This window comes from Nocardioides alkalitolerans (assembly GCA_038184435.1).
Taxonomy (GTDB): domain Bacteria; phylum Actinomycetota; class Actinomycetes; order Propionibacteriales; family Nocardioidaceae; genus Nocardioides; species Nocardioides alkalitolerans_A.
The window spans coordinates 1,714,459-1,736,600 of sequence record CP116227.1 but is presented as its reverse complement, the minus strand read 5'-3'; the positions used below and the strand labels follow the sequence as shown (position 1 = coordinate 1,736,600).

The 22,142-nt window shown below is 74.8% G+C and carries 19 protein-coding genes; 13 read left to right on the top strand and 6 right to left on the bottom strand.

The window, feature by feature from the left end; translation table 11 throughout:
* Positions 1-52: 52 nt before the first annotated feature.
* Positions 53-1,750 carry a phospho-sugar mutase gene (locus PIR53_08335; protein WZH53986.1) on the bottom strand — a complete coding sequence of 566 codons (1,698 nt, stop codon included), beginning with the start codon at positions 1,748-1,750 and terminating at the stop codon, positions 53-55.
* 32 nt (positions 1,751-1,782) lie between these two features.
* Between PIR53_08335 and PIR53_08330 the strand changes: the two genes are divergently transcribed.
* Both PIR53_08330 and PIR53_08325 read left to right on the top strand, forming a co-directional pair.
* The gene (locus PIR53_08330; protein WZH53985.1) at positions 1,783-2,757 is read left to right on the top strand and encodes a GNAT family N-acetyltransferase; all 975 of its coding nucleotides are present in this window, start codon (positions 1,783-1,785) and stop codon (positions 2,755-2,757) included.
* A 7-nt stretch (positions 2,758-2,764) separates the two neighbouring features.
* Entirely contained in the window at positions 2,765-3,214 is a 450-nt protein-coding gene (locus tag PIR53_08325) for a polyketide cyclase (protein ID WZH53984.1), read from the top strand.
* 63 nt (positions 3,215-3,277) lie between these two features.
* On the opposite strand, the gene PIR53_08320 is transcribed toward PIR53_08325, so the two are convergent.
* Genes PIR53_08320 through PIR53_08310 form a run of 3 tightly spaced genes read right to left on the bottom strand, consistent with a single transcriptional unit; the run spans position 3,278 to position 5,878 of the window.
* Positions 3,278-4,294, bottom strand: a complete 1,017-nt coding sequence (locus PIR53_08320) for an aldo/keto reductase (protein ID WZH53983.1) — start codon at positions 4,292-4,294, stop codon at positions 3,278-3,280.
* Between the two features lie 53 nt (positions 4,295-4,347).
* Entirely contained in the window at positions 4,348-5,166 is an 819-nt protein-coding gene (locus PIR53_08315; protein ID WZH53982.1) for an NAD(P)-dependent oxidoreductase, read from the bottom strand.
* A gap of 52 nt (positions 5,167-5,218) precedes the next feature.
* Complete coding sequence (locus PIR53_08310) at positions 5,219-5,878, bottom strand: biliverdin-producing heme oxygenase (GenBank protein WZH53981.1); 660 nt, start codon at positions 5,876-5,878, stop codon at positions 5,219-5,221.
* 208 nt (positions 5,879-6,086) lie between these two features.
* Here PIR53_08310 and PIR53_08305 point away from each other — a divergent pair, with 208 nt between their 5' ends.
* The 7 genes from PIR53_08305 (at position 6,087) to PIR53_08275 (ending at position 14,865) form a co-directional block, all read left to right on the top strand.
* Positions 6,087-7,217 (top strand): ABC transporter substrate-binding protein, encoded by a 1,131-nt coding sequence (locus PIR53_08305; GenBank protein WZH53980.1) that lies wholly within the window; start codon positions 6,087-6,089, stop codon positions 7,215-7,217.
* A complete protein-coding gene (locus tag PIR53_08300; GenBank protein ID WZH53979.1) occupies positions 7,214-8,323 on the top strand; it encodes an iron ABC transporter permease in 1,110 nt (369 codons plus the stop codon). The genes PIR53_08305 and PIR53_08300 overlap by 4 nt, the downstream gene beginning before the upstream one ends.
* A complete protein-coding gene (locus PIR53_08295) occupies positions 8,320-9,168 on the top strand; it encodes a heme ABC transporter ATP-binding protein (protein ID WZH53978.1) in 849 nt (282 codons plus the stop codon). Before PIR53_08300 ends, PIR53_08295 begins: the two co-directional genes overlap by 4 nt.
* Positions 9,153-10,289, top strand: a complete 1,137-nt coding sequence (locus tag PIR53_08290) for a hypothetical protein (protein WZH53977.1) — start codon at positions 9,153-9,155, stop codon at positions 10,287-10,289. Before PIR53_08295 ends, PIR53_08290 begins: the two co-directional genes overlap by 16 nt.
* Positions 10,286-11,761 carry a hypothetical protein gene (locus tag PIR53_08285; GenBank protein WZH53976.1) on the top strand — a complete coding sequence of 492 codons (1,476 nt, stop codon included), beginning with the start codon at positions 10,286-10,288 and terminating at the stop codon, positions 11,759-11,761. The genes PIR53_08290 and PIR53_08285 overlap by 4 nt, the downstream gene beginning before the upstream one ends.
* Before the next feature lie 35 nt (positions 11,762-11,796).
* Positions 11,797-13,521 (top strand): HtaA domain-containing protein, encoded by a 1,725-nt coding sequence (locus PIR53_08280; GenBank protein ID WZH53975.1) that lies wholly within the window; start codon positions 11,797-11,799, stop codon positions 13,519-13,521.
* A 246-nt stretch (positions 13,522-13,767) separates the two neighbouring features.
* A complete protein-coding gene (locus PIR53_08275; protein WZH53974.1) occupies positions 13,768-14,865 on the top strand; it encodes a hypothetical protein in 1,098 nt (365 codons plus the stop codon).
* Here the strand turns inward: PIR53_08275 and PIR53_08270 are convergent.
* On the bottom strand, positions 14,852-15,427 hold the full coding sequence (locus PIR53_08270; GenBank protein WZH53973.1) for a TetR/AcrR family transcriptional regulator: 576 nt from the start codon (positions 15,425-15,427) through the stop codon (positions 14,852-14,854). The two genes, PIR53_08275 and PIR53_08270, sit on opposite strands and share 14 nt — an antisense overlap.
* Before the next feature lie 18 nt (positions 15,428-15,445).
* The gene (locus tag PIR53_08265) at positions 15,446-16,267 is read right to left on the bottom strand and encodes a purine-nucleoside phosphorylase (GenBank protein WZH53972.1); all 822 of its coding nucleotides are present in this window, start codon (positions 16,265-16,267) and stop codon (positions 15,446-15,448) included.
* A 175-nt stretch (positions 16,268-16,442) separates the two neighbouring features.
* Here PIR53_08265 and lpdA point away from each other — a divergent pair, with 175 nt between their 5' ends.
* The 4 genes from lpdA to PIR53_08245 all read left to right on the top strand — a co-directional run bounded on the left by lpdA (position 16,443) and on the right by PIR53_08245 (position 22,113).
* A complete protein-coding gene (gene lpdA / locus PIR53_08260) occupies positions 16,443-17,840 on the top strand; it encodes a dihydrolipoyl dehydrogenase (GenBank protein WZH53971.1) in 1,398 nt (465 codons plus the stop codon).
* An 11-nt stretch (positions 17,841-17,851) separates the two neighbouring features.
* Positions 17,852-19,279, top strand: a complete 1,428-nt coding sequence (locus PIR53_08255) for an NAD(P)H-quinone dehydrogenase (GenBank protein ID WZH54423.1) — start codon at positions 17,852-17,854, stop codon at positions 19,277-19,279.
* Positions 19,276-20,739, top strand: coding sequence for an NAD(P)/FAD-dependent oxidoreductase (locus tag PIR53_08250; GenBank protein ID WZH53970.1), 1,464 nt, complete (start codon positions 19,276-19,278; stop codon positions 20,737-20,739). The genes PIR53_08255 and PIR53_08250 overlap by 4 nt, the downstream gene beginning before the upstream one ends.
* A 141-nt stretch (positions 20,740-20,880) precedes the next feature.
* Positions 20,881-22,113, top strand: a complete 1,233-nt coding sequence (locus PIR53_08245) for a SpoIID/LytB domain-containing protein (protein ID WZH53969.1) — start codon at positions 20,881-20,883, stop codon at positions 22,111-22,113.
* The last annotated feature ends 29 nt before the right edge of the window (positions 22,114-22,142 follow it).

The following is a 22,142-nucleotide window of genomic DNA, read 5'->3' as shown; positions in this document are numbered from 1 at the left end:
CGCGCCAGCATAGGAGGCGTCGGCCGGGACGGGGCGCCCAGGCTCTTGCGCCTCAGAGGCCGGCCGCGGCCTTCACCCCGAGCTTGAGGGCGTCGAGGCGCTGGGCGGCGACGATGCGTGCGGCGGCGACGCCCCCGGCCTCCCCGGAGTCCCCGTCCTCGACCGGCACGACGACCTCGAGATAGCACTTGATCTTCGGCTCCGTGCCGCTCGGTCGCACGATCACGCGCGCGCCGTCGGCGAGGCGGTAGCGCAGCCCGTCGGTGGGCGGCAGGTCCGCGGTGCCCTGCGTGAGGTCCTCGGCGCTGAGCACCTCGAGACCGCCGAGCTCGGTCGGCGGCGTCGCCCGCAGGCGGGCCATCGCGTCGCGGATGACCTGCAGGTCCTCGACCCGCACCGACAGCTGGTCGGTGGCGTGGAGCCCGTGCGTGCGCGCGATGTCGTCGAGCGCGTCGAGGAGCGTGCGGCCCTCGGCCTTGAGGGCCGCGGCCTGCTCGCAGAGCATCAACAGCGCCGAGACGCCGTCCTTGTCGCGCACCGACCCCGGGTCGACGCAGTAGCCCAGCGCCTCCTCGTAGCCGAACGCCAGGCCCTCCACGCGCCCGATCCACTTGAAGCCGGTCAGGGTCTCGAGGTGCGGCTGCCCCGCGGCCCGGGCGATCCGGCCGAGCAGGGACGACGAGACGATCGAGCAGGCGAAGATCCCCTGGGCGCCGCGCTCGAGGAGGTGGGTCGCGAGCAGCGCACCGACCTCGTCGCCGCGCAGCATCCGCCACCCGCTCGGGTCGCCCGCGTCGGCGCCCGGCACGGGCACGGCGGCCGCGCACCGGTCCGCGTCCGGGTCGTTGGCCACGACGAGGTCCGCGCCGGTGCGGGCCGCGAGCGCGATCGCCGCGTCCATGGCGCCCGGCTCCTCCGGGTTGGGGAACGCGACGGTCGGGAACGTGCCGTCGGGCTCCTCCTGCTCCGGCACGACCGAGGGCTCGTCGAAGCCGGCCGTCTCCAGCACCTGGCGCACCGGCACACCACCGACGCCGTGGAGCGGCGTGTAGACGATCCGCAGGTCGCGCGGGCCGTCACCGGCGAGCCCGGCGACCGTGTCGAGGTAGCGGTCGACGATCTCGTCGTCGAGGACGGTGCCGCCGTCGCCGCGCGGCACGTCGGCGAACGCGCCGACGGCCGCGATCCGGGCCGAGATCTCGGCGTCCGCCGGCGGCACGATCTGGCAGCCGTCGCCGAGGTAGACCTTGTAGCCGTTGTCCTCCGGCGGGTTGTGGCTGGCCGTCACCATCACGCCGGCGACGGCCCCGAGCTCGCGCACGGCGTAGGCCAGCAGCGGCGTCGGCAGCGGCCGGGGGAGCACGTAGGCCCGCAGCCCCGCGCCCGTCACGATCTCGGCGGTGTCCCGCGCGAACACGTCGGAGTCGCGGCGCGCGTCGTACCCGACCACGACCGCGTCGCCCGCCCCGGCGCCGTTGTCCCGCAGGTACGCCGCGAGCCCGGCCGCCGCGCGGGAGACGACGACCCGGTTCATGCGGTTCGGGCCGGGCCCGAGTGCGCCGCGGAGGCCCGCCGTGCCGAACTCCAGCGTGCCGTCGAAGCGGTCGGCCAGGTCGGCCAGCGCGGCGGCGTCGCCGGCCTCGACGGCGGTGAGGACGTCGGCGAGCTCCGCACGCGTGCGCGGATCGGGGTCCTCGGCCATCCAGTCCCGTGCCGACGCGATCAGGGCGCTGGTGTCCGCGGTGCTCATGGCGCTCACGGTAGTGGGTGCAGGATGGGACCGTGCCCTCCCCGACCCCTGTCGACGACCGCGCGGGCGACTCCCTGGACACCGCCGACCGGCTGGCCCGGCTCCACGACGCCCACGCTGCGCGCCTCGCCGCCGTGGACCCGCTGGTGCGGCCCGCGCCGCCGAGCGCGGGGGAGGGCGACCGTCTCCTCGTCAGCGGCGCCGTGGGGGCACTGGCGTCCGTCCGCGCGAGCGACCTCCTCTGGGTCGCCCGACGGGCGCACGTGCTCACGGTGCGGGCCGCCGAACCCGACGCCGACGCCTGGGCGGCGGTGCTCGACCGCTGGCTCGCGCAGGTCGCGGCCGACCCCGCGGCGACCGACGCCGAGACCTCCGCGACGGTGGTGGTCGCCAGTCGTGACGTCGACCTCGTCGCGCCCCTGGTCGCCCGCCACTTCGGGCCGGCGTCGGTCCTGGCGATCCGCGGCCTCGACCGGGAGGACCCCGACGACTGGCGGCGCCCGCCCCCCGGCGTACGCATCCGCCCGGCCGCGCCGGCGGACCTGCCGTGGCTGCTCGACCGGTCCGTCGACCTCCACGCCTGGGAGAGCCGGTTCGGCTACGTGCCCCCGCGGCCCGACGCCCGCACCTCCCTCGCGGGTGAGCTGGGGGAGGCACTGGCGCGTGACGAGGGATGGACCTGGATCGCCGAGGTCGACGGCGCGCCCGTCGCGTTCGTGCAGGTGAACCCGCCGGAGGCCGCCGCCTGGGTCAACGGGGCCACGTGGCTGGCGCCCACCGGCTACCTCGTGCAGGCCTTCGTCGAGCCGGCCCTGCGCTCCAGCGGGCTCGGTCGCGTCCTCGCCGCCGCGGCGCACGCGCGCGCCGCCGAGGAGGGCTGGGCGGCGATGCTGCTCCACCACGCCGGGGCGAGCGGCTGGTCGACGCCGTTCTGGGCCTCGATGGGGTACCGCCCGCTCGTCACCTCGTGGATGCGCCGCCCGGCGTTCCGCGCCGCGGCCGGCTGAGGCCCGCGTGGCGGCGTACGTCTTCACCGAGCGCTGGGCGCTGCCCCACCCGCCCGACGCCGTCGCGGCGGTGCTGCTCGATCTCGCGGCGTACGTCGACTGGTGGCCCCAGGTCGTCGCCGTCGGCCGGCTGGGCGACGACGACGCCGTGGTGCTCTGCCGCTCGACGCTGCCCTACGACCTCGAGCTCCACCTGCGCGCCGCCGGGCGCGACCTCCCGACGCTGGAGGTGGCGATCGACGGCGACCTGGTGGGTACGGCGCGCTTCACCGTGGTCGCGACCGACGGCGGGTCCCGGCTCGACTACCGGCAGGAGGTCGACCTGGGCGGCTGGTTCGGCCGGGTGCCCGGCGTGCTCCTGCGGCTCCTCGACCCGCTCCTGCGGTGGAACCACGCGCGCATGATGGCCGGCTGCGTCGCCGGTCTGCGGGCGCGCCTGGTCGAGCTGTCCGACTGACGCCGGACGTCATGCGCCCCGGCGGTCGGGGGCGCCGCAGCGCATGACGTCCGCGAGGGGGTGTCAGGCGTCGATGCTCGACATGTCGCCGTACCGGCTGCCGACGACCGCGTCCCGCGGGACCGCCGCCTCGAGCTCGGCCAGCACGTCGTCGTCGAGGGTGAGGGCGCCCGCGCCGACGTTCTCCTCGAGGTAGGGGATGCGCTTCGTGCCGGGGATGGGGGCGACCCCGACGCCGTCGCGGCCCGACCGGGCGAGCACCCAGGCGAGGGCCAGCTGGCCGGGCGTGGCCCCGAGCCGGTCGGCGATCGCGCGCACCCGGGCCACGAGGGCGAGGTTGGCGTCGAGGGCGTCGCCCTGGAAGCGGGGGAAGTAGGCCGTGCGGCGCGAGTCGCCCTCGGCGAGGTCGGACTCGGTCGTGATGGCGCCGGTGAGCAGGCCGCGGCCCAGCGGGGAGTAGGGCACGAGCCCGATCCCCAGCTCCGCGAGGACCGGCCAGATCTCGTCCTCGAGGTCGCGGCTGAAGAGGGAGTACTCGGTCTGCAGCGCCGTGATCGGGTGCACCGCGTGCGCGCGCCGCACGGTCTCGGCAGCGGCCTCGGACAGGCCGAGGTACCGCACCTTGCCCGCGGCAACGAGCTCCGCCATGGCCCCCACGGTCTCCTCGATGGGGACGTCGGGGTCGACCCGGTGCTGGTAGTAGAGGTCGATGACGTCGACGCCGAGCCGCTCCAGCGAGGCATCGCAGGCACGGTGCACGTAGTCGGGACGGCCGTTGATGCCGACGCGGGTGCCGTCGGGCAGCCGCTCGTTGCCGAATTTCGTGGCGAGCTGCACGCCGTCGCGCCCCTGGGCGCTCGAGGCGATGGCGGCGCCGACGAGACGCTCGTTGGTGAAGGGGCCGTACATGTCGGCCGTGTCGAGGAACGTGACGCCGAGGTCGAGCGCGCGGTGGATGACGCGCGTCGCCTCGGCCTCGTCGCCGGTGCCGTAGAACTCGCTCATGCCCATGCAGCCCAGGCCCTGGGCGGAGACGGTCAGGGGCGCGGCGGTGCCGAGGGTGGTGCGGGGGATCGTCATGTCCCCAGTGAAGCGCGGCGACCCGAACCGCCGCACGATCGAGCGCCGGCGGCTCAGAACGCCGGGCGCCAGAACTCCTCGGCCGCGAACGGCCCGCCCACCCGCGCGGCCTCGACCTCGTCCTCCGCACGCGGGGCGATGCCCGCGGCGTACGCCTCCGCGTCGTCGACCGGCTCGTAGCCGAGGGCCCGGCCGGGGGCGAGGTCCCACCAGCCGCGGGTGTTGGCGGAGACGCCGTAGAGGGTCGCGAAACCGGGGGCGGGCACGGTGAGCGCCGCCAGCACCATCCGCACGCAGTCGCCGGGGGAGAGCCACGTGGCGAGGTGGCGCTCGGTCGTCGGCTCGTCGAGGAACGACCCGATCCGGCAGGCGACGGCGTGCACCCCGTGGCGGTCGGCGAAGAGCTGCAGGAGCGCCTCGGCGGCGACCTTCGCGACGCCGTAGTAGGTGTCGGGCCGCGGCGGCGTGGTCACCGGCAGCGGCGCGGCGGGCGAGCACGAGCCGTGCGGCGTGCCCCCGACCGCGTGGTTGGACGAGGCGTAGACGATGCGGTCCACGCGGTGGACGAGCATCGCCTCGAGCAGGGCGGCCGTGGTGACCGTGTGGGACGTCAGGGAGTCCGACAGGCTGCCCTCGCCGGGGTTGCCGGCCAGGTGCACGACGGCCTCGAGCGGCGCGCTGCCGGCGGTCTGCTCGGCGAAGACGGCGGCCACGTCGTCGGGGTCGGCGCAGTCCGCGGTGTGCCACGGCACGGTCCAGCCGGTGGGGGCAGGGGCCCGGTCGAGGCCCACGACCTCGTGGCCCGCGTCGAGCAGCCCCGCGACGACGACCTGCCCGAGGGAACCGGCGGCGCCGGTGACGAGTACGCGCATGCCCCGACCCTAGTGCGGCGCCGACCCCGGGGGCGGGGCACGCCGCCGGGCGTCAGCGGCGGTACCGGTCCAGGTCGGCGCTCAGCTCGGCGAACAGCGCCTGGTTGAGGGTGAAGGCCACCTTCACCTCGTCGACGACCCGCGCCTTCTCGGCGGCGGTCAGGTCGAGAGCGTCGAGGCGTGCGCGGTAGCCGTCCTTGTAGGGCTTCGGCTTGGGGATCTCGGCGAAGTCGTAGAACGCCACGCCGACGCCGTCGACGAGGCCGAACTCGCGGCCGAGGATGCGGCCGATGGCCTGGCCGCCCGAGAGGTCGCCCAGGTAGCGCGTGTAGTGGTGGGCGACGAACAGCGGCGCCCAGACGGTCGCGGAGGCGATGCGCTCGGCGTACGCCGCGGCCGCGGGGCTCTCGACGCTCGTCGCCCCCGGGGCCCAGTGCGCGAGGTCGGCGTCGATCGCGTCGAGGCGCTCCAGGGCGGGGTCCGACACGGCGGCCACGGCCGGCTCGGCGCTGAGGGCCCGCGCGGTGGCCTCCAGCGCGGCGTACACCTGCCGCAGGCGCAGCAGGTACGCCGCGTAGCCGGCTTCGCTGATCCGCCCGGCCAGCAGCTCCGTCATGAAGGAGGAGCCCTCGGCGGCGGTGTGCTCGGCCTGGGAGCCCTCGCGCATGACGGTGGAGAGCGGAGCGTCGAGATCGTGGGCGAGGACGGTCATGGCGGGGCTCCCGGGGTGGGGTCGGGTGGTGCGGGCGGTCGTGGCGGGCGGTGCGGCTTCTCGACAAAGTGTCGACATCTTCTCGACAGTCTGTCAAGATGCGGTCCGACCCAGGTAAGCCTAGCCTGAGTTTGATTAGGCTAACCTAAGCACGCACCGCCGGTCCCCGAACCGGTGCGGCCCCCGACGAGAACGAGAGAACCCGCGCATGTTCCGCTCTGCTCCCCGACGTCCGCTGCGGCGGCGCGCCTCCGTGCTCGCCGCCGGCGCCCTTGCCCTCGTGCTCGCCGGCTGCGGCCTCGACGGCGTCGGAGGGTCGGCCCAGGGGGGCCACGGGGGGAGCGACGGCGAGGTGGCGCCGCCCCTGGCGGACGTGACGACCCTCGAGGACGTGCGCGACTGGCAGGGCGAGGTCTCCGCCGTGCTGCCCCCCACGCCGGTGGAGCCCGTCGCCGACCCGACGCCGGACCTGCCCGTCACCGTGACCGACGCCCAGGGCACCGAGGTCACGATCACGGACGTCGACCGGGTGCTCGCGCTCGACGTCTACGGCACGCTGTCGCGCACCGTCTTCGAGCTCGGTCTCGGTGACACCCTCATCGGCCGCGACGTCAGCACGCAGCTCGCCGAGGCCGAGGACCTGCCGCTCGTCACGCAGAACGGCCACGACCTCAACGCCGAGGCCATCCTCGAGCTCGACCCGACGCTCATCCTCACCGACACCTCGCTCGGTCCGTGGGACGTCATGCTCCAGATGCGCGACTCCGGCATCCCCGTCGTCGTCGTCGACTCCCACCGCGGGCTCGACAACCTGTCGTCCCTGACCGCCGAGGTCGCCGCGGCCCTCGGCGTCCCCGACGCCGGTGAGGCGCTGGCGGAGCGCACCGAGGCCGAGGTCGCCGAGGTGGCCGACGCCATCGCCGAGGTCGCGCCGGCGGATGAGGGGGAGCGGCTGCGCACGGTGTTCCTCTACGTGCGGGGCACGTCGGGCATCTACTACATGTTCGGCGAGGGCTCGGGCGCCGACGCCCTGGTGCGGGCCATCGGCGGCTACGACGTGGCCGGCGAGATCGGCTGGTCCGGCATGCGCCCCGTGACCGACGAGGGCCTCATCGCGGCCCAGCCGGAGCTGGTGCTGATGATGACCGACGGCCTCGCCTCCGCCGGCGGGGTCGACGGCCTGCTCGAGCGCCTGCCCGCCCTCGCGGCCACCCCGGCGGGGGAGAACCGCCGGTTCGTCGACATGGCCGACGCCCAGATCCTCGGCTACGGCCCCCTCACCGCCTCGGTGCTCAACGCACTCGCGGTCGCCGTCTACGCCCCGGGATCCGTCGCGTGAGCGCCGCCGCGGACGCCCCGACCGCCGCGACCGCCCCGACCGCGCCAGCCCCGCCGCGGCGCCGGTTCGCCGCGTGGGCGGTCGGCCCCGGCCTGCTCCTCCTGCTCACGCTCGCGCTGGTCGTCGCCCTCGTGGCCTCCGCGGCCACCGGCCAGTTCCCCATCCCGCCGAGCGAGGTGCTCGGCTCGGTGCTCCATCGCACGGGCCTCGACATCGGGCCGCTGCCGTCGCACCCGCGGGCCGAGGACAGCCTGTGGAACGTCCGGTTCCCCCGGGCCACCATGACGCTCCTCGTCGGGGCGGCACTGGCGACCGCGGGTGCCCTCATGCAGGGGGTCTTCGGCAACCCGCTCGCGGAGCCGGGGGTCGTCGGCGTCTCGTCGGGCGCCGCCGTCGCCGCGGCGGCCGTCATCGTCTTCTCGCTCGACTTCGCAGGCTCGTGGACCATCGCGGTCTGCGCCTTCGTCGGCGGGCTCCTGACGACGATGCTCGTCTACGTCATGTCCCGCGACAACGGGCGCACCGAGGTGGTCACGCTCGTGCTCACGGGCATCGCGGTCAACGCGGTCGCCAGCGCCGGCCTGTCGTTCCTGCTGTTCCTCGCCACCACGTCGTCCCGCGAGGAGATCGTCTTCTGGACCCTCGGCAGCTTCAACGGCAGCCGCTGGCCCGAGGTGCAGGTCGTGCTCCCGCTCGTCGTGGTCGGGATCGTCGCCGCGCTCGTGCTCGCGCGTCAGCTCGACCTCCTCGCCCTCGGCGACCGCGCCGCGCGGCACGTGGGCGTGGACGTCGAGCGGCTCCGCCTCGTCTGCATCGTCCTGGTCGCACTGCTCACCGCCGCCGGTGTCGCCTTCTGCGGGGTCATCGCCTTCGTCGGTCTCGTCGTTCCCCACCTCGTGCGGCTCGTCGCCGGTCCCGGTCACCGGCTGCTCGTGCCGGCGAGCGCCCTCGGCGGTGCCGTCCTCCTCGTGCTCGCCGACCTCTGGGCGCGCACGGCCATCGCCAACGCCGACCTGCCGATCGGCATGCTCACCTCGCTCGTCGGCGGACCGTTCTTCTTCTGGCTGCTGCGGCGCGCGCGGCGCACCGCGGGAGGCTGGGCATGAGCGCCCGACACGTCGCGCCGGCACTCGTCGCCCGTGCCGTCGGCGTCACGATCGAGGGCCGCGCCATCCTCGACGGCGTCGACCTCGACGTCCGCCCCGGCGAGGTGCTCGTGCTCGTCGGCCCCAACGGCGCCGGGAAGTCCACCCTGCTCGGGGTGCTCACCGGGGACCTCGAGCCGTCCTCCGGCGCGGTCGAGATCGATGGCCGCCCGGTCGCGGCCGTCCGGGCGCGCGAGCTGGCCCGGGCGCGGGCCGTGCTCCAGCAGCAGCAGCGCCTCGCGTTCGGCTTCCGGGCCCGCGAGGTCGTCGAGATGGGCCGTGCGCCGTGGCACCGCACCCCGGCCGCGGCCGACGACCTCGCGGTCATCGCGGCGGCCGAGGAGCGGGCCGACGTCACCCACCTCGCGACGCGGCTCTTCCCGACCCTCTCGGGCGGCGAGCAGGCCCGGGTCTCCTTCGCCCGCGTGCTCGCCCAGGCCACGCCCGTCCTGCTGCTCGACGAGCCCACCGCGGCCCTCGACCTCCAGCACCAGGAGGCCGTGCTCCGGGTCGCCCGCGACGAGGCCGCTGCCGGCGCCGCCGTCGTGGTCGTGCTCCACGACCTGTCGCTGGCCGCGGCGTACGCCGACCGCGTCTGCGTGCTCAGCGGCGGTCGCGTGCGCGCCGTCGGGGCGCCGCGCGAGGTGCTGACCGCCGCCCTGCTCACCGAGGTCTACGAGCACGCCGTCGACGTGATCGAGCACGCCGGCCACCTCGTCGTCGTCCCCGTGCGCGCGCCGCGCGCCCTCCCGCTCGATCCCACGCCCCGCCCCCGTCCCGAGGAGGACCCGTGCCCGGCCGCCTGAACGCATCCCGCGCCGTACCCCGCGCCGCGCTGCTCGCCCTCCTCGCGGGCCTGCTCGTGCCCGTCGGCCTCGTCGCCACGGCCCCGGCCGCCCAGGCCGCCGCGCGGGTCAGCGTGGCCAACCCCGACGGGGACGCCGTCGTCGACCCGACCTACGCCACGACGCTCACCGTCCGCGGCTCCGGCTTCCAGTCCGTCCAGGGCGGTCACGGCGGGGTCTACGTGTTCTTCGGGACCGTGTCGTCGGGCTGGCAGCCCAGCAGCGGCGGGCGCACGGGGGTCGACTACTTCTACGTCCCCGACTCCGAGGCGGCCGACAACCAGGGCTTCCAGAAGTACGTCGCGTTCCCCGGATCCGACACCGCCTCCTCGGCCAACGGCGGCCTCATGGGGGCCGACGGCTCGTGGTCGACGACGGTCACGGTGCCCGGCGCCGTGTTCACCGCCTACGACCGCTCCAGCAACGAGCGCACCGTCGACTGCCGCGAGGTGACCTGCGGGATCATCACCGTCGGGGCCCACGGCGTCGCCAACAGCAGCAACGAGACCTTCACCCCGGTGCGCGTCGCCGACCTGTACGACGAGGGCGACGCCCCCGCCGAGCCGGCGGCCGGCACCGGGGGCGGTGCCGCGCCGTCCGCCGCCGCTCCCGGCGCCACCGCCACGGCACCGACCGCGGCGGCACCCGTCGCGGCCGGCCCGGCGACGCTCGAGGTCGACCGGGCGGGAGCGGTCGCCGGTCGGGCGCTCCCGTTCCGCGCGACCGGGCTGCCGGCCGGGCAGCAGCTGAGCGTCACCTTCGACGACGGCGCGGCGGCGGCGGGGCCGTTCCAGGTGGCCGCCGACGGCACCATGGCGGGCGTCGTCACCCTCCCGGCCGACACGAGCGCCGGCACCCACGAGCTGCGCGTCTTCGGGCTCGAGGAGGAGCTCGCCGTGCGGTTCGCGGTGCAGGTCGACGGGTCCGGCGCGTCCGGCGAAACGGACGCGACCGAGACGGTCGCCGCCTCCGCGGGGGAGCCGAGCCGGTACGCCGTCGCGTTCGTCGTCGCGGCCGGCCTGGTGCTCCTCGCCGCGGTGGCGCGGCTGCTGCTGGCGCGCCGACGGGCGGTCGTCCGGTGACGCGCGCGTCCCGCGCCGCGCTGCTCGCGGTGCTCGGCGTCAGCGTCGTGTGCCTGCTCGCCGTCTCCACGGTGCTCGGCGTGCCCGGCGCGCGATCGGCCGGAGCGGCCGAGGTGGTGACGACCGGCGCCACCGCGACCACCTCGGCGGCGACGTCGACCGACCCGACGCCGGCTCCCTCCGACCCGCCGAGCGCACCGACGACGGCCGAGCCGACCACCGAGCCGACGACCGAGCCAACGACCGAGCCGACGAGCGGGCCGACGAGCGGGCCGACGAGCGAGCCCACCGCCGAGCCGACCGACGGCGCCGTCGCGGTCGACGACGCGGTGCTGCGCTGGGGGCTCTCGAACGAGTCCAACAACGCGGCCCACGAGCCCGGCTCCTTCAACTTCTTCTCCGCCGGCAAGGTGCTCCCCGGGCTCGGGGCGCTGCTCCGCCAGGACCAGTGGCGGGCCTCCGCCGGCGACGTGAGCGTGGAGAAGTGGGACGGCTCGGCCTGGCGCACGACGGTCTGGAACGGCTGGCGCACGACCAGCGACGGCACCCCCATCACCAACCCCGGTGCCGGGACGTTCAGCAACCACCAGGTCGTCGTCCGCGGCGGCACGGGCACCGTCGACCGGGCGGCGGGCACGGCCCGCATCACCTGGTCCGGCACCTTCACGGTCCTCTACTACTCCGGCCGGTCCTTCTTCCACGTGACCGACCCCCGCTTGGACGTCGCCGCCGACGGCACCGGCACGCTCGCGGGCTCGGTCAGCGGCTACGCCTCGTCACGGGACGACCCGACGCAGCGCACCGAGGTGCCGGCCCGGGAGGTCGTGCTCGCGAACCTCCCGTCCGTCGACCTGGACGACCCGAGCGGGTTCACCGCGACCCCGGCCTACCGGGGCGTGCGGGTGACCGGCACGAGCCAGCGCACGGACGTGCCCGATGCCGGGTCCTTCCCGCAGAGCTTCGTCACGATGATGGAGGAGCTCGGGACCGGTCCGTTCTGGTACTCCAGCGGTGCCTCCACCGACCCCTTCAAGGTGGCCCTGCCGCTCACCGTGGCGTACGACGCGTCCGTCCCCGCCCCGGTGCCGACGCCCGCGCCCGTGCCCGGCGCCGTGCCGACGGTCCCCGAGAACACGGCGCTCGCACCGCCGGCCCGGTCGTCCGCCCCCCGCGGTGGCTCCCCGGTCCCGGCCCGCTCGACGCCGAGGTCCGTCGCGCCCGCCGCCCTCGGCGTACCGGTGGCGGAGGCGGCCGTCGCGGCCCAGCCGCTACCGACCAGCCACGACCTCACGGCCGTGTCCGCGTCGTCCGGTGGCGACGCCCCGGCCGGTCCGGGTGACGCCCTGTGGTGGCTCGGCGGCGGGCTGCTGCTCGCGGCCGCCGCCCTGCTCTCCGTCCCGCAGGACCGCCTGCTCCTCCGCCGCTCGGGCGGCGCTCCCACGGCACCCGCGGGTGCCGACCCCCTGGTCTGACGCACCCGGCGTCCGTCCCCGAGAAAGGAACCACCATGTCCACCCTGACCCGTTCGGGTGCCCGCCGCGGCGTCCGCACGAGCGCGGCCGTGACGATCGCCGCGCTCGTGACCGCTCCGCTCGCCCTGGCCGCCGCACCCGCGCAGGCGGCTCCCGCGGCTCCCGCCGCGGCCGCCGAGTCGGCCGTGCCGCTCTCCCTGCAGTGGGAGATCTCGGAGCGGTTCGACAGCCACCTGTCCACCCACGTGCTGGGCGACGGCGCGACCGAGGACGCCAGCACGGGCGTCATCACCTTCCCGGGCGGCGTCGGCACCTACGACCCGTTCACCGACGAGGCGTCGGTGGCCTACGACGGGTCCGTCGCGGGGTCGTTCGCGTTCGGTGGGACGACGTACTACACCGTCACCCTCGCCGACCCGGTCGTCACCGTCGCTGCGGACGGCACGGGCGAGATCAGCGCGGTGGTCTCCGCGTGGAACGCCAGCACCGGCCCCAGCAGCCCCGAGGCCAGCACGGACCCGACCCGGGTCGTCGTCACCACGTTCGACGCCGGCGACGGCTGGACGGACGGCGACGGCGTGGGCACGCTCACGGCCACGCCCGACTGGGCCGGCGTCCTGCCCGCCGGGTCCGCGGAGGCCACCGCGCTCGGCATCCCGTCCGGGCAGCCGGTCGACGGTCAGTCGTTCAGCCCGGACTTCCTCGGCGCGCTGACCCCGGGCGTCCGGGCCCACTTCTACGCCTCGGGCGCCGGCAGCGACAGCCAGAAGGACCCCTCGTCGTTCGTCGCGCAGGCGGCCCCGGTCGCCCCGCCGACGGTGACCTACTCGACCATCGGCGCGAACCCCACCGAGGGGCTCACGCTCTCGGTGAAGGGCCAGGGCTTCCGCGCCGTCACGCAGCCGGGGGACAACGGCGTCTACGTCGGTCTCGCCGAGGCGGGCGGGTTGCCGCCCGTCGAGGACCGTGAGGGCCAGGACGCCTTCGCCGCCGTCGACTGGATCACCCCCAGCCGCATCACCGAGGGTGCGTTCTCGTCGGTGCTGAACGCGCCGACGGACGAGCTCGACCCGACGAAGCAGTACGCGATCTACACGTGGCAGGCCCACACGCACTCGAACGAGAGCCAGGACACCGAGACCGCGGTCGAGATCGACTGGTCGCAGCTCGAGGCCCCGGCCCCCGCGACCCTCACCTTCGCCGGTGCGGTCGCCCAGCGGTACGCCACCACCAGCTGGGTCGGCGTGTCGGTGGACGGCGTCGAGGACGGTGCCGGCACCGTCACGCTCACCGGCGTGGGCGCCGCGCAGACCGCGACCATCGAGTTCGGCCGTGCCGCGTTCCGCGTGCCCGCCGGCCTCAAGCCCGGCGCGTACACGGCACGGTTCTCCCTCGCCAGCGACGGCGCCGACCCGGTGGTCCTCACGCAGGCCTTCACCGTCTACAAGGGCCAGCCGGTCCTCGGTCACTCGCTGAGCACCACCCCGACCCCCTCGCGCACCGGCAACCTGCTCGTCGGCGTGGCCCACGCGGGCAACGGCGCCGGCCAGGTTGCCCGTCCGGCCGGTCAGGCCGTCGTCCGGCTCTACACCTCCGCCGGCCGCGGTGTCTGGTACTCCGGCGTCAAGGTGCTGTCCAACGGCACCGTTCGCCTGCAGCTGCCGAAGCTCGCGAAGGGCAGCTACCGCCTCGACATCTCCTACGGCGGCAGCAGCCTCACCCTCGGCGCCTCCCAGCAGCGCACCTTCACGGTGCGCTGACGCGGGTCCGCCCCGCGCGCCTGCAGCGCCCCGTCGCCCGGCCTCGGTGCCGGGCGGCGGGGCGCTTCGCGTGCCGGGGGCGTCGAAATGTGCGGTGGGTACGGCGCGGGCCGGGCTGGCGCCGTACCAACGTCCCCGTCCCGGGGTCGCCCGCATCGTGACCGTCTCGTGGTGTCGCTGCCGTCCCGAGCGGGCTTAGGGTCGGCGGACGCGGTTCACCGACCTGATTCTCGGAAAGGTTCAGCCATGACCGACGCTCCCGTCACCCCTGCGCGTCCCGTCCGCCCGACCCGGAGGCGTCTCGCGCTCGCACCGGTGCTCGCCCTCGCGCTCGGCGGCCCGGCGCTCGTCGCACCGGTCGCGGCGCACGCCGCCCTGGCGAGCGCACCGGTGGTGACGGCGGTCGAGGCGTCGGCCACGGAGCTCGGGTCGCTGGACCACCGCATCCTGCGGCAGAGCAACGCCGAGGGCCTCGAGGTGCTCGCCACCGTCCGCGGGATCACCCTCCCCGCGGAGACGTCCGTCCAGCTCGCGGTCGCACCGGCGGGCACGGACGTGCTCACGGTCGACCCGGCGACCCTGCCGGGCCACACCGTCGTCCCCGCCGAGGACGTCGCGCCCGACGGCGCCAGCGAGACCGGCGTGGCGACCGACACCGTGCGGGCCGAGGCGGCGAGCCTGCGGCGGGGCACGGCGTACGCCGTCTTCGCCTGGACGGCCGACGGCTCCGTGCTCGAGTCGCCGCTCGAGCTCGACTTCGACGCCCTCGAGCCGGGGGCCTCGATCGGCGTCGAGGGGTCGACGACGCAGCGCTACGCGACGACGTCGCGCATCTGGGTCGCGGTCCGCGGCAGCGAGGGCGCGTCCGTGACGCTCTCCGGGCTCGGCGCGCCCCAGACGAAGCGCGTCGTGGACGAGCTGGCCCGCTTCGACGTGCCGCCGGGGGTGCCGGTGGGGCGCTACGTCGCCGAGCTCTCCGTCAGCGCCGAGGGCCCCGGTGACGGTCTCGTGGCCTCCTGGGACTTCCAGGTGACGCAGGGGCTCACGCAGACGGGTGCCTCGGTGCAGCTGACCCCCACGCCCACGCGCGCGGGCCGGATCAAGATCGGCGCGTGGACGAACAGCTCCGCCGTCGCGCCGCCGCAGGGTCGGGCGACGGTGAGCATCTACACGTCGGCCGGCCGGGGGGTCTGGTACTCCGGCCAGGTGCAGCTCGCCGCCGACGGCACCCGGGTCACCGGGCTGCCGGCGCTGCCGCGGGGCAGCTACCGGGTCGACGTGCGCTACAGCGGGTCGCCGCTGTTCCACGCCTCCAGCCTCACGCGCACCCTCACGGTGCGCTGAGCGGAACGCCGACGCCGCCGAGCACGAAGGCGACGACCGACTCCGCGGGGACCTGGCGGGGGTTGAGGCAGGCGTGGACCAGCGGCAGCACCGCGTCCACGTCGGTGACGGCGAACTCGCCGTCGGCCACACCGTCCTCCAGGATCCCGCGGAGCACCGCCTCGACGGCGACGACGTGCTCCCTGATCTCGCGGAGGGAGGCGTCGGAGAGCAGGCCGTAGACCTGGGGGCCGAGGCCGAGGTGGAACTGCTCGCCCTCGGCCAGGTGGTGACGCACGTAGCGACGCAGCCGCTCGGTGGCGGAGCCGGCGTCGTCGAGGACCTCGTGCAGGTTCTCGAGGTAGCGGTTGGTCTCGTGGGACGCGAACGCCACGACCACCGCGTCCTTGTCGGGGAAGTGGTGGTAGATCGTCGTGCGGCCGACCCCGGCGCGCGACGCCAGCTGCGCCATGGTCACGGCGTCGAAGCTGCGCTCGCCGATCAGCTCGACGAAGGCCGCGAAGACCCGCTCGCGGATGTGCTCGCGATGGGCCGACAGGGACTCCCCGGTGATCTTCGGCAAGGCCCGGCTCCTCGAGGCTCAGAGGCGCGGGACGACCGCGCCCAGCAAGGATCCCATCCGGGTGGCTGCGGAGCGACCCGCCTCCAGCACCTCGGCGTGGTCGAGCGGCTCACCGCTGATGCCGGCGGCGAGGTTGGTGACGAGCGAGATGCCGAGGATCTCCATGCCCGCCTGGCGGGCGGCGATCGCCTCGAGGGTGGTGCTCATGCCGACGAGGTGGCCGCCGATGGCCCGCACCATGCCGATCTCGGCCGGCGTCTCGTAGTGGGGCCCGGGGAACTGCACGTAGACGCCCTCGTCGAGGTGGGGCTCGACCTCGCGGCACAGCGCCCGCAGGCGCGAGGAGTAGAGGTCGGTGAGGTCGACGAACTCGGCACCCTCGATGGGGGAGCGCGCCGTCAGGTTGATGTGGTCGCTGATGAGCACGGGCGTGCCGGGGGACCACGTCTCCTTGAGACCGCCGCACCCGTTGGTGAGGACGATGGTGCGGCAGCCCGCGGCCGCGGCGGTGCGCACGCCGTGCACGACCGCCCGGACGCCCTTGCCCTCGTAGAAGTGCGTGCGGCTGAGGAAGACGAGCACGCGTCGGTCGCCGGCGCGCACGGAGCGGATCTTCCCGGAGTGGCCGGCCACGGCGGCCGCGCTGAAGCCGGGGAGGTCCGTGGTGGCGATCTCCGCGACCGTCTCGCCGAGCATGTCGACGGCCGGCAGCCAGCCCGATCCCAGGACGACGGCGACGTCGTGCTGCTCGACGCCCGTCAGCTCGGCGAGGCGCGCGGCGGCGGCCTGGGCGTCCTCGGCGGCGGTGGAGGCGGGGGCGGCGTGCTGGGCGGCGTTCACCCGGCGGACTCTAGGGCAGCGACCCGCGCGGGAGCGCGGGAAAAGTGGCCTGGCCGGCCGGTCGTAGCCCATTCGTGACCTCCGGCACGCCGGTGTCGGCGACGTCACCCGGCTCCTACCACCGGGTACGACCCGGGCGGTCGGAAGCGCCCGTCCGAGTGGCTAGGCTGGGTCCGTGACCCACTTCGATGTCCTTGTCCTTGGTGCCGGCCCCGGTGGTTACGTCGCGGCGATCCGAGCTGCTCAGCTCGGCAAGTCCGTCGCCGTCGTGGAGGAGAAGTACTGGGGAGGTGTCTGCCTCAACGTCGGGTGCATCCCCTCGAAGGCGCTGCTGAAGAACGCGGAGCTCGCGCACACGCTGACCCACGAGAAGGCGAAGTTCGGCATCGAGGGCGACGCCACGATGTCCTACGGCCCGACGCACAAGCGCTCGCGCCAGGTGAGCGCCGGCATCGTCAAGGGCGTCCACTACCTGATGAAGAAGAACAAGATCACCGAGATCGACGGCTGGGGCACCTTCACGGGCCCGAAGACGATCGACGTGAAGGGCAAGGACGGCGAGGTCGCCACCCACACGGCCGACAACATCATCATCGCCGCGGGTGCCCAGGTCCGCACCGTGCCGGGCGTCGAGATCAGCGAGAACGTGGTGACCTACGAGGAGCAGATCCTCGACGAGAACCTGCCCTCCTCGATCATCATCGGCGGCTCGGGCGCGATCGGCGTCGAGTTCGCCTACGTGATGAAGAACTTCGGTGTGGACGTCACCATCGTCGAGTACCTCGACCGGATCGTGCCGACCGAGGACGCGGACGTGTCCAAGGAGCTGCTGAAGCACTACAAGAAGCTCGGCGTGAAGATCCTGACCTCGACGGCCGTCAAGGGCGTCGAGGACACGGGCTCCGGCGTCAAGGTCACGGTCGCCCCGGCGGCCGGCGGCGACGAGCAGGTGCTCGAGGCGGACAAGATGCTCGCGGCGTTCGGCTTCGCCCCCCGCACCGAGGGCTACGGCCTCGAGGCCACGGGCGTCGAGCTGACGGAGCGCGGCGCGATCGCGATCGACGAGTACGGCCGCACCAACGTCGACGGCGTCTACGCGATCGGCGACGTCACCGGCAAGTTCATGCTCGCGCACGTCGCGGAGGCCATGGGCATCGTGGCGGCCGAGGTCATCGCCGGCGAGGAGACCATGCCGGTCGAGTTCGACTTCGTCCCGCGCGCGACGTACTGCCACCCGCAGATCGGCTCGTTCGGCTACTCCGAGCAGCAGGCGAAGGACAAGGGGTACGACGTCAAGACGGCCACCTTCCCCTTCAGCGCCAACGGCAAGGCCCAGGGCCTCGGCGAGGCCGTCGGCTTCGTCAAGGTCGTCGCCGACGCGGAGCACAACGAGATCCTCGGCGCCCACATGATCGGGCCCGACGTCACCGAGCTCCTGCCGGTGCTGACGCTCGCGCAGAAGTGGGACCTGACCGCGGACGAGGTCGGGCGCAACGTCTTCGCGCACCCGACGCTCACCGAGTCGGTCAAGGAGGCCATCCACGGCATCTCCGGCCACATGATCAACCTGTGAGCCCCGCCACCATGGCCGATCGCTCCGACCGCGTCGTCATCGTCGGCGGCGGTCCCGGCGGCTACGAGGCGGCCCACGTGGCCGCCAACGCCGGGGCCGACGTCACGATCGTCGACACGGACGGCCCGGGTGGCTCCGCGGTGCTCACCGACTGCGTGCCCAGCAAGACGCTGATCGCGACGAGCGAGCTGATGAGCGAGCTGGCCGGGTCGGCCGAGCTCGGCGTCAGCTTCCGCGACCACGAGGGCGACGCCGCCACGGCCATCCGCGTCGACCTCGGGCGCGTCAACGCCCGGGTGAAGCAGCTCGCGGCCGACCAGTCGGCCGACATCGAGCGCCGCCTGGAGCGGGACGGTGTGCGCATCGTGCGCGGCCGGGGCCGCCTCGACGGTCCCCAGCGCGTCGTGGCCGAGCTCGGTGACGGTGGCACGGAGAGGCTCGACGCCGACGCCGTGCTCATCGCGACCGGCGCGGCACCGCGCGTGCTCGACAGCGCGCTGCCCGACGGCGAGCGCATCCTGACCTGGGAGCAGGTCTACGACATCACGGACGTGCCCGAGAAGGTCGTCGTGGTGGGCTCCGGTGTCACCGGTGCGGAGTTCGCCTCGGCGTACCTGTCCCTCGGCATTGACGTCACCCTCGTCTCCTCGCGCGACCGGGTGCTCCCCGGCGAGGACGCCGACGCGGCGGCCGTGCTCGAGGAGGTGCTGACGCGGCGGGGCATGAACGTGCTGAGCCGCTCCCGCATGGAGTCGGTGACCCGCGACGGCGACGTGGTGACGGTGCGGCTCACCGACGGCACCGAGGTCGAGTGCTCGCACTGCGTGCTCGCGCTGGGCTCCGTGCCCAACACGGCCGACCTGGGTCTCCAGGAGGCCGGCGTGCTGGTCGACGACGGCGGCTTCGTGCGGGTCGACCGCGTCTCGCGCACGACCGCGCGGGGCGTGTACGCCGCGGGCGACTGCACCGGCGTTCTGATGCTGGCCTCGGTCGCCGCGATGCAGGGCCGGATCGCCATGTCCCACCACCTCGGTGACGCCGTGGCGCCGCTGGACCTCAAAAAGGTGTCGTCCAACGTCTTCACGTCCCCCGAGATCGCGACGGTGGGCTGGACCCAGAAGGCGGTCGACGCCGGGGAGATCCAGGCCGAGACCGTGCTCCTGCCCCTTTCGGGCAACCCGCGGGCGAAGATGCAGGGCGTGCGCGACGGCTTCGTGAAGCTCCTGTGCCGGCCGGGCACGGGCATCGTCGTCGGTGGCGTCGTCGTCGGGCCCCGGGCCTCGGAGCTCATCCACCCCGTCGCGGTCGCGGTGGGGGAGTCGCTGACGGCGGACCAGCTGGCGAGCGTCTTCACCGTCTACCCGTCGATGTCGGGGTCGATCGCGGAGGCCGCCCGTCGCCTCCACCGGTCCGACCCGGCCGCCCGACGGCTCCCGTGACCCGCCCCGCTGCCGGCACGACCGCGGTCGTCGTCGGCAGCGGGCCGGGCGGGCTCGCCGCCGCGCTCACTCTCGCGACGGCGGGCTGCGACGTCACGGTCGTCGAGGCGGCCGCGACGACCGGGGGTGGGCTCCGCTCCGCGGAGTTGACGCTGCCCGGCCTCGTCCACGACCACTGCGCGGGGTTCCACCCGCTGGCGGTGGACAACGCCTTCACCGGACGCCACGACCTCGCGGGCCACGGCCTTGCCTGGGCTCGGGCGCCGATCGAGATGGCGCACCCCCTCACCGACGGGACGGGCGCCGTCGTCGAGCGGGACCTGGAGACCACCGTCGCGGGCCTCGCGGCGCTGTCGCCGCGGGACGCCCGCACGTGGCGACGTCTCTTCGGCCCGGCCGCGGCGCGCTGGGACGCGGTGCGCGCCGAGATCGGTCGACCCGTCGTCCACCTCCCGCGCCACCCGCTGGCGCTCGCGAGCTTCGGCGCCCGCGCGGCGGCACCGGCCGCCGTCGTGGCGCGTGCCTTCGAGGATCCCCGGGTCGCCGCCCTCTGGCTCGGCATCGCCGCGCACGGGTTCCGGCCGCCCTCGGAGCCCTTCACGTCCGCGGCCGGGCTGGCACTGGGCACGGCCGCCCACGTCACGGGGTGGCCGGTGGCGGTCGGTGGGTCGCAGCGCTACGCCGACGCCCTCGTCGGGGTGCTGCGCGCCCACGGCGGACGCCTCGAGACCGGGCACCGGGTCACCTCGCTCGCGGAGCTCCGCGCCGCGACCGGGGCGGACGTCGTCATGCTCGACACCTCGCCGCGCGACGCGGCACGCATCCTCGGCGACGCGCAGCCCGACCGGCTGCGCCGGCGCTACGCCGGGTGGCGCCACCTCGTCGGGGCGTTCGGCGTCAGCCTCGCCGTCGAGGGCGGCATCCCCTGGGCGCACGAGCCCAGCCGACGCGCCGCGGTGGTCCACGTCGGTGGCGCGCCCGACGTCCTGGCGGCGTCGGCGCGCGCCGTACGGGCCGGGCGGGTGCCCGCGCACCCGTTCGTGCTGGTGGGGCAGCAGGCCGTCGCGGACCCCGCCCGGGGCCGGGACGGCGTCGTGCCCGTGGACGCCTACGCCCACGTGCCGGCGGGCTTCGAGGGCGACCTGACGGCGCTCGTGCTGGCCGAGCTGGAGGCGCACGCGCCGGGGCTGCGCGACCGCGTCCGGGCGGTCGTGACCCGCACCCCGGCGGAGACCGAGCGCGACGGCATCAACTTCGTCGACGGTGACATCTCGACGGGTGCGGTCGACGCGCGGCAGCTGCTCCTCGGTCCGCGACCGGGCCGCTCGCCGTACCCGACCGGCGTCCCGGGGGTCTACCTCTGCTCGGCAGCCACCGCGCCGGGGCCGGGTGCCCACGGCCTCACGGGGTACGGCGCCGCCCGGCGCGCGCTGGCGGACCTCGCGGGCGGCCGAGGATAACTACTCATCTGTAGTTCGCGAGAACCGATTGCACCCGCAACGGCCGTGTGTTCCGATCACACGAACCCCACGCGTCCCCGCACCACCTCGCGTGACCAGCAGCACCAACCGTCACACCCCTCTCGGCCCAGGAGTTCCCCCATGTCCCCCCGCTCCACCCGCGCCCGTCTCCTCGCCGTGCTCGCCGCCGTCGTCACCGGACTCGGGGTGACGTCGGTCGTCACGAGCACCCCGGCGACCGCCGTGCAGGTGAACCAGACGTGGACCGTGCCCGCCAACGCGGCGATCACCGTCGACGGCCGGGGTTTCGGCCACGGCACCGGCATGTCGCAGTACGGCGCGCTCGGTGCCGCCCGCCAGGGCCTCACCTACAGCGAGATCCTGCGCTTCTACTACCCCGGCGTGTGGGCCGGCACGGCCACCGGCACCATCTCCGTGCGCATCACGGCCGACGACGACGGCGACGTGATCGTGCAGCGGCGCGGAGGCCTGACGCTCATCGACCGGGGCACGGGCAAGAAGACCCCGATCCCGCAGGACCTGGGCACCGGCGGGTGGCGGCTGAGCTACGGCGGCAGCGACACGACGATCGTGAGCTACTACGCGAACAAGAAGTGGAACTACTGGACCCGCACGCAGGGGGAGGCGGTCTTCTACGCCAACGGCGGCGAGATGACGCTGCACCGCAAGGGCGGCACCGCGAAGTACCGCGGCACGCTCCGCGCCACCATCCCGACGCCGGGGTCGACGCGCCGCGACACCGTCAACGCCGTGACGCTCGAGCACTACCTCCGGGGTGTGGTGCCGAAGGAGATGCCGTCGAGCTGGAGCCCGGCCGCCGTGCAGGCCCAGTCCGTCGCGGCGCGCACCTACGCCGCGCAGGCCCGCACCACCCCGCAGGCGCGCACCTACGACATCTGCGACACGACCAGCTGCCAGGTCTACGGCGGCTTCTCCGCCGAGGAGAGCGGCTCCAACGCCGCGATCGACCGCACCAAGGGCCAGATCCTCACCAACCGGGGCCAGGAGATCGCGTTCACGCAGTTCTCCTCCTCCAACGGCGGGTGGACCAACGCGGGCAGCAAGCCCTACCTCGTGGCCAAGCAGGACCCGTACGACGGGAACTCCTCGAACCGCAACCACACGTGGAGCGTCGCGATCACCGACCGCACCATCGAGGCCGCCTGGCCGCAGATCGGCAACCTGACCTCGATCGCCGTCACCGATCGCACCGGCAACGGGGAGTGGAGCGGGCGCGTCAACAGCGTCACCTTCCGCGGCTCCAAGGGCAGCGTGACGGTGACGGGGGCGACGGTGCGCTCGAAGCTCGGTCTCAAGTCGAGCTGGTTCAATTTCCGCGTCGCGGCTCGCTGATCCCCGGGACGGGCGGCTCGCCGCGCGCG

What these genes read in the sequence shown, in the direction of transcription:
- PIR53_08335 (WZH53986.1), bottom strand. Translation starts at nt 1,750, where the DNA reads ATGAGCACCGCGGACACCAGCGCCCTGATCGCGTCGGCACGGGACTGG.
- PIR53_08320 (WZH53983.1), bottom strand. Translation starts at nt 4,294, where the DNA reads ATGACGATCCCCCGCACCACCCTCGGCACCGCCGCGCCCCTGACCGTC.
- PIR53_08315 (WZH53982.1), bottom strand. Translation starts at nt 5,166, where the DNA reads ATGCGCGTACTCGTCACCGGCGCCGCCGGTTCCCTCGGGCAGGTCGTC.
- PIR53_08310 (WZH53981.1), bottom strand. Translation starts at nt 5,878, where the DNA reads ATGACCGTCCTCGCCCACGATCTCGACGCTCCGCTCTCCACCGTCATG.
- PIR53_08305 (WZH53980.1), top strand. Translation starts at nt 6,087, where the DNA reads ATGTTCCGCTCTGCTCCCCGACGTCCGCTGCGGCGGCGCGCCTCCGTG.
- PIR53_08295 (WZH53978.1), top strand. Translation starts at nt 8,320, where the DNA reads ATGAGCGCCCGACACGTCGCGCCGGCACTCGTCGCCCGTGCCGTCGGC.
- PIR53_08280 (WZH53975.1), top strand. Translation starts at nt 11,797, where the DNA reads ATGTCCACCCTGACCCGTTCGGGTGCCCGCCGCGGCGTCCGCACGAGC.
- PIR53_08275 (WZH53974.1), top strand. Translation starts at nt 13,768, where the DNA reads ATGACCGACGCTCCCGTCACCCCTGCGCGTCCCGTCCGCCCGACCCGG.
- PIR53_08255 (WZH54423.1), top strand. Translation starts at nt 17,852, where the DNA reads ATGGCCGATCGCTCCGACCGCGTCGTCATCGTCGGCGGCGGTCCCGGC.
- PIR53_08245 (WZH53969.1), top strand. Translation starts at nt 20,881, where the DNA reads ATGTCCCCCCGCTCCACCCGCGCCCGTCTCCTCGCCGTGCTCGCCGCC.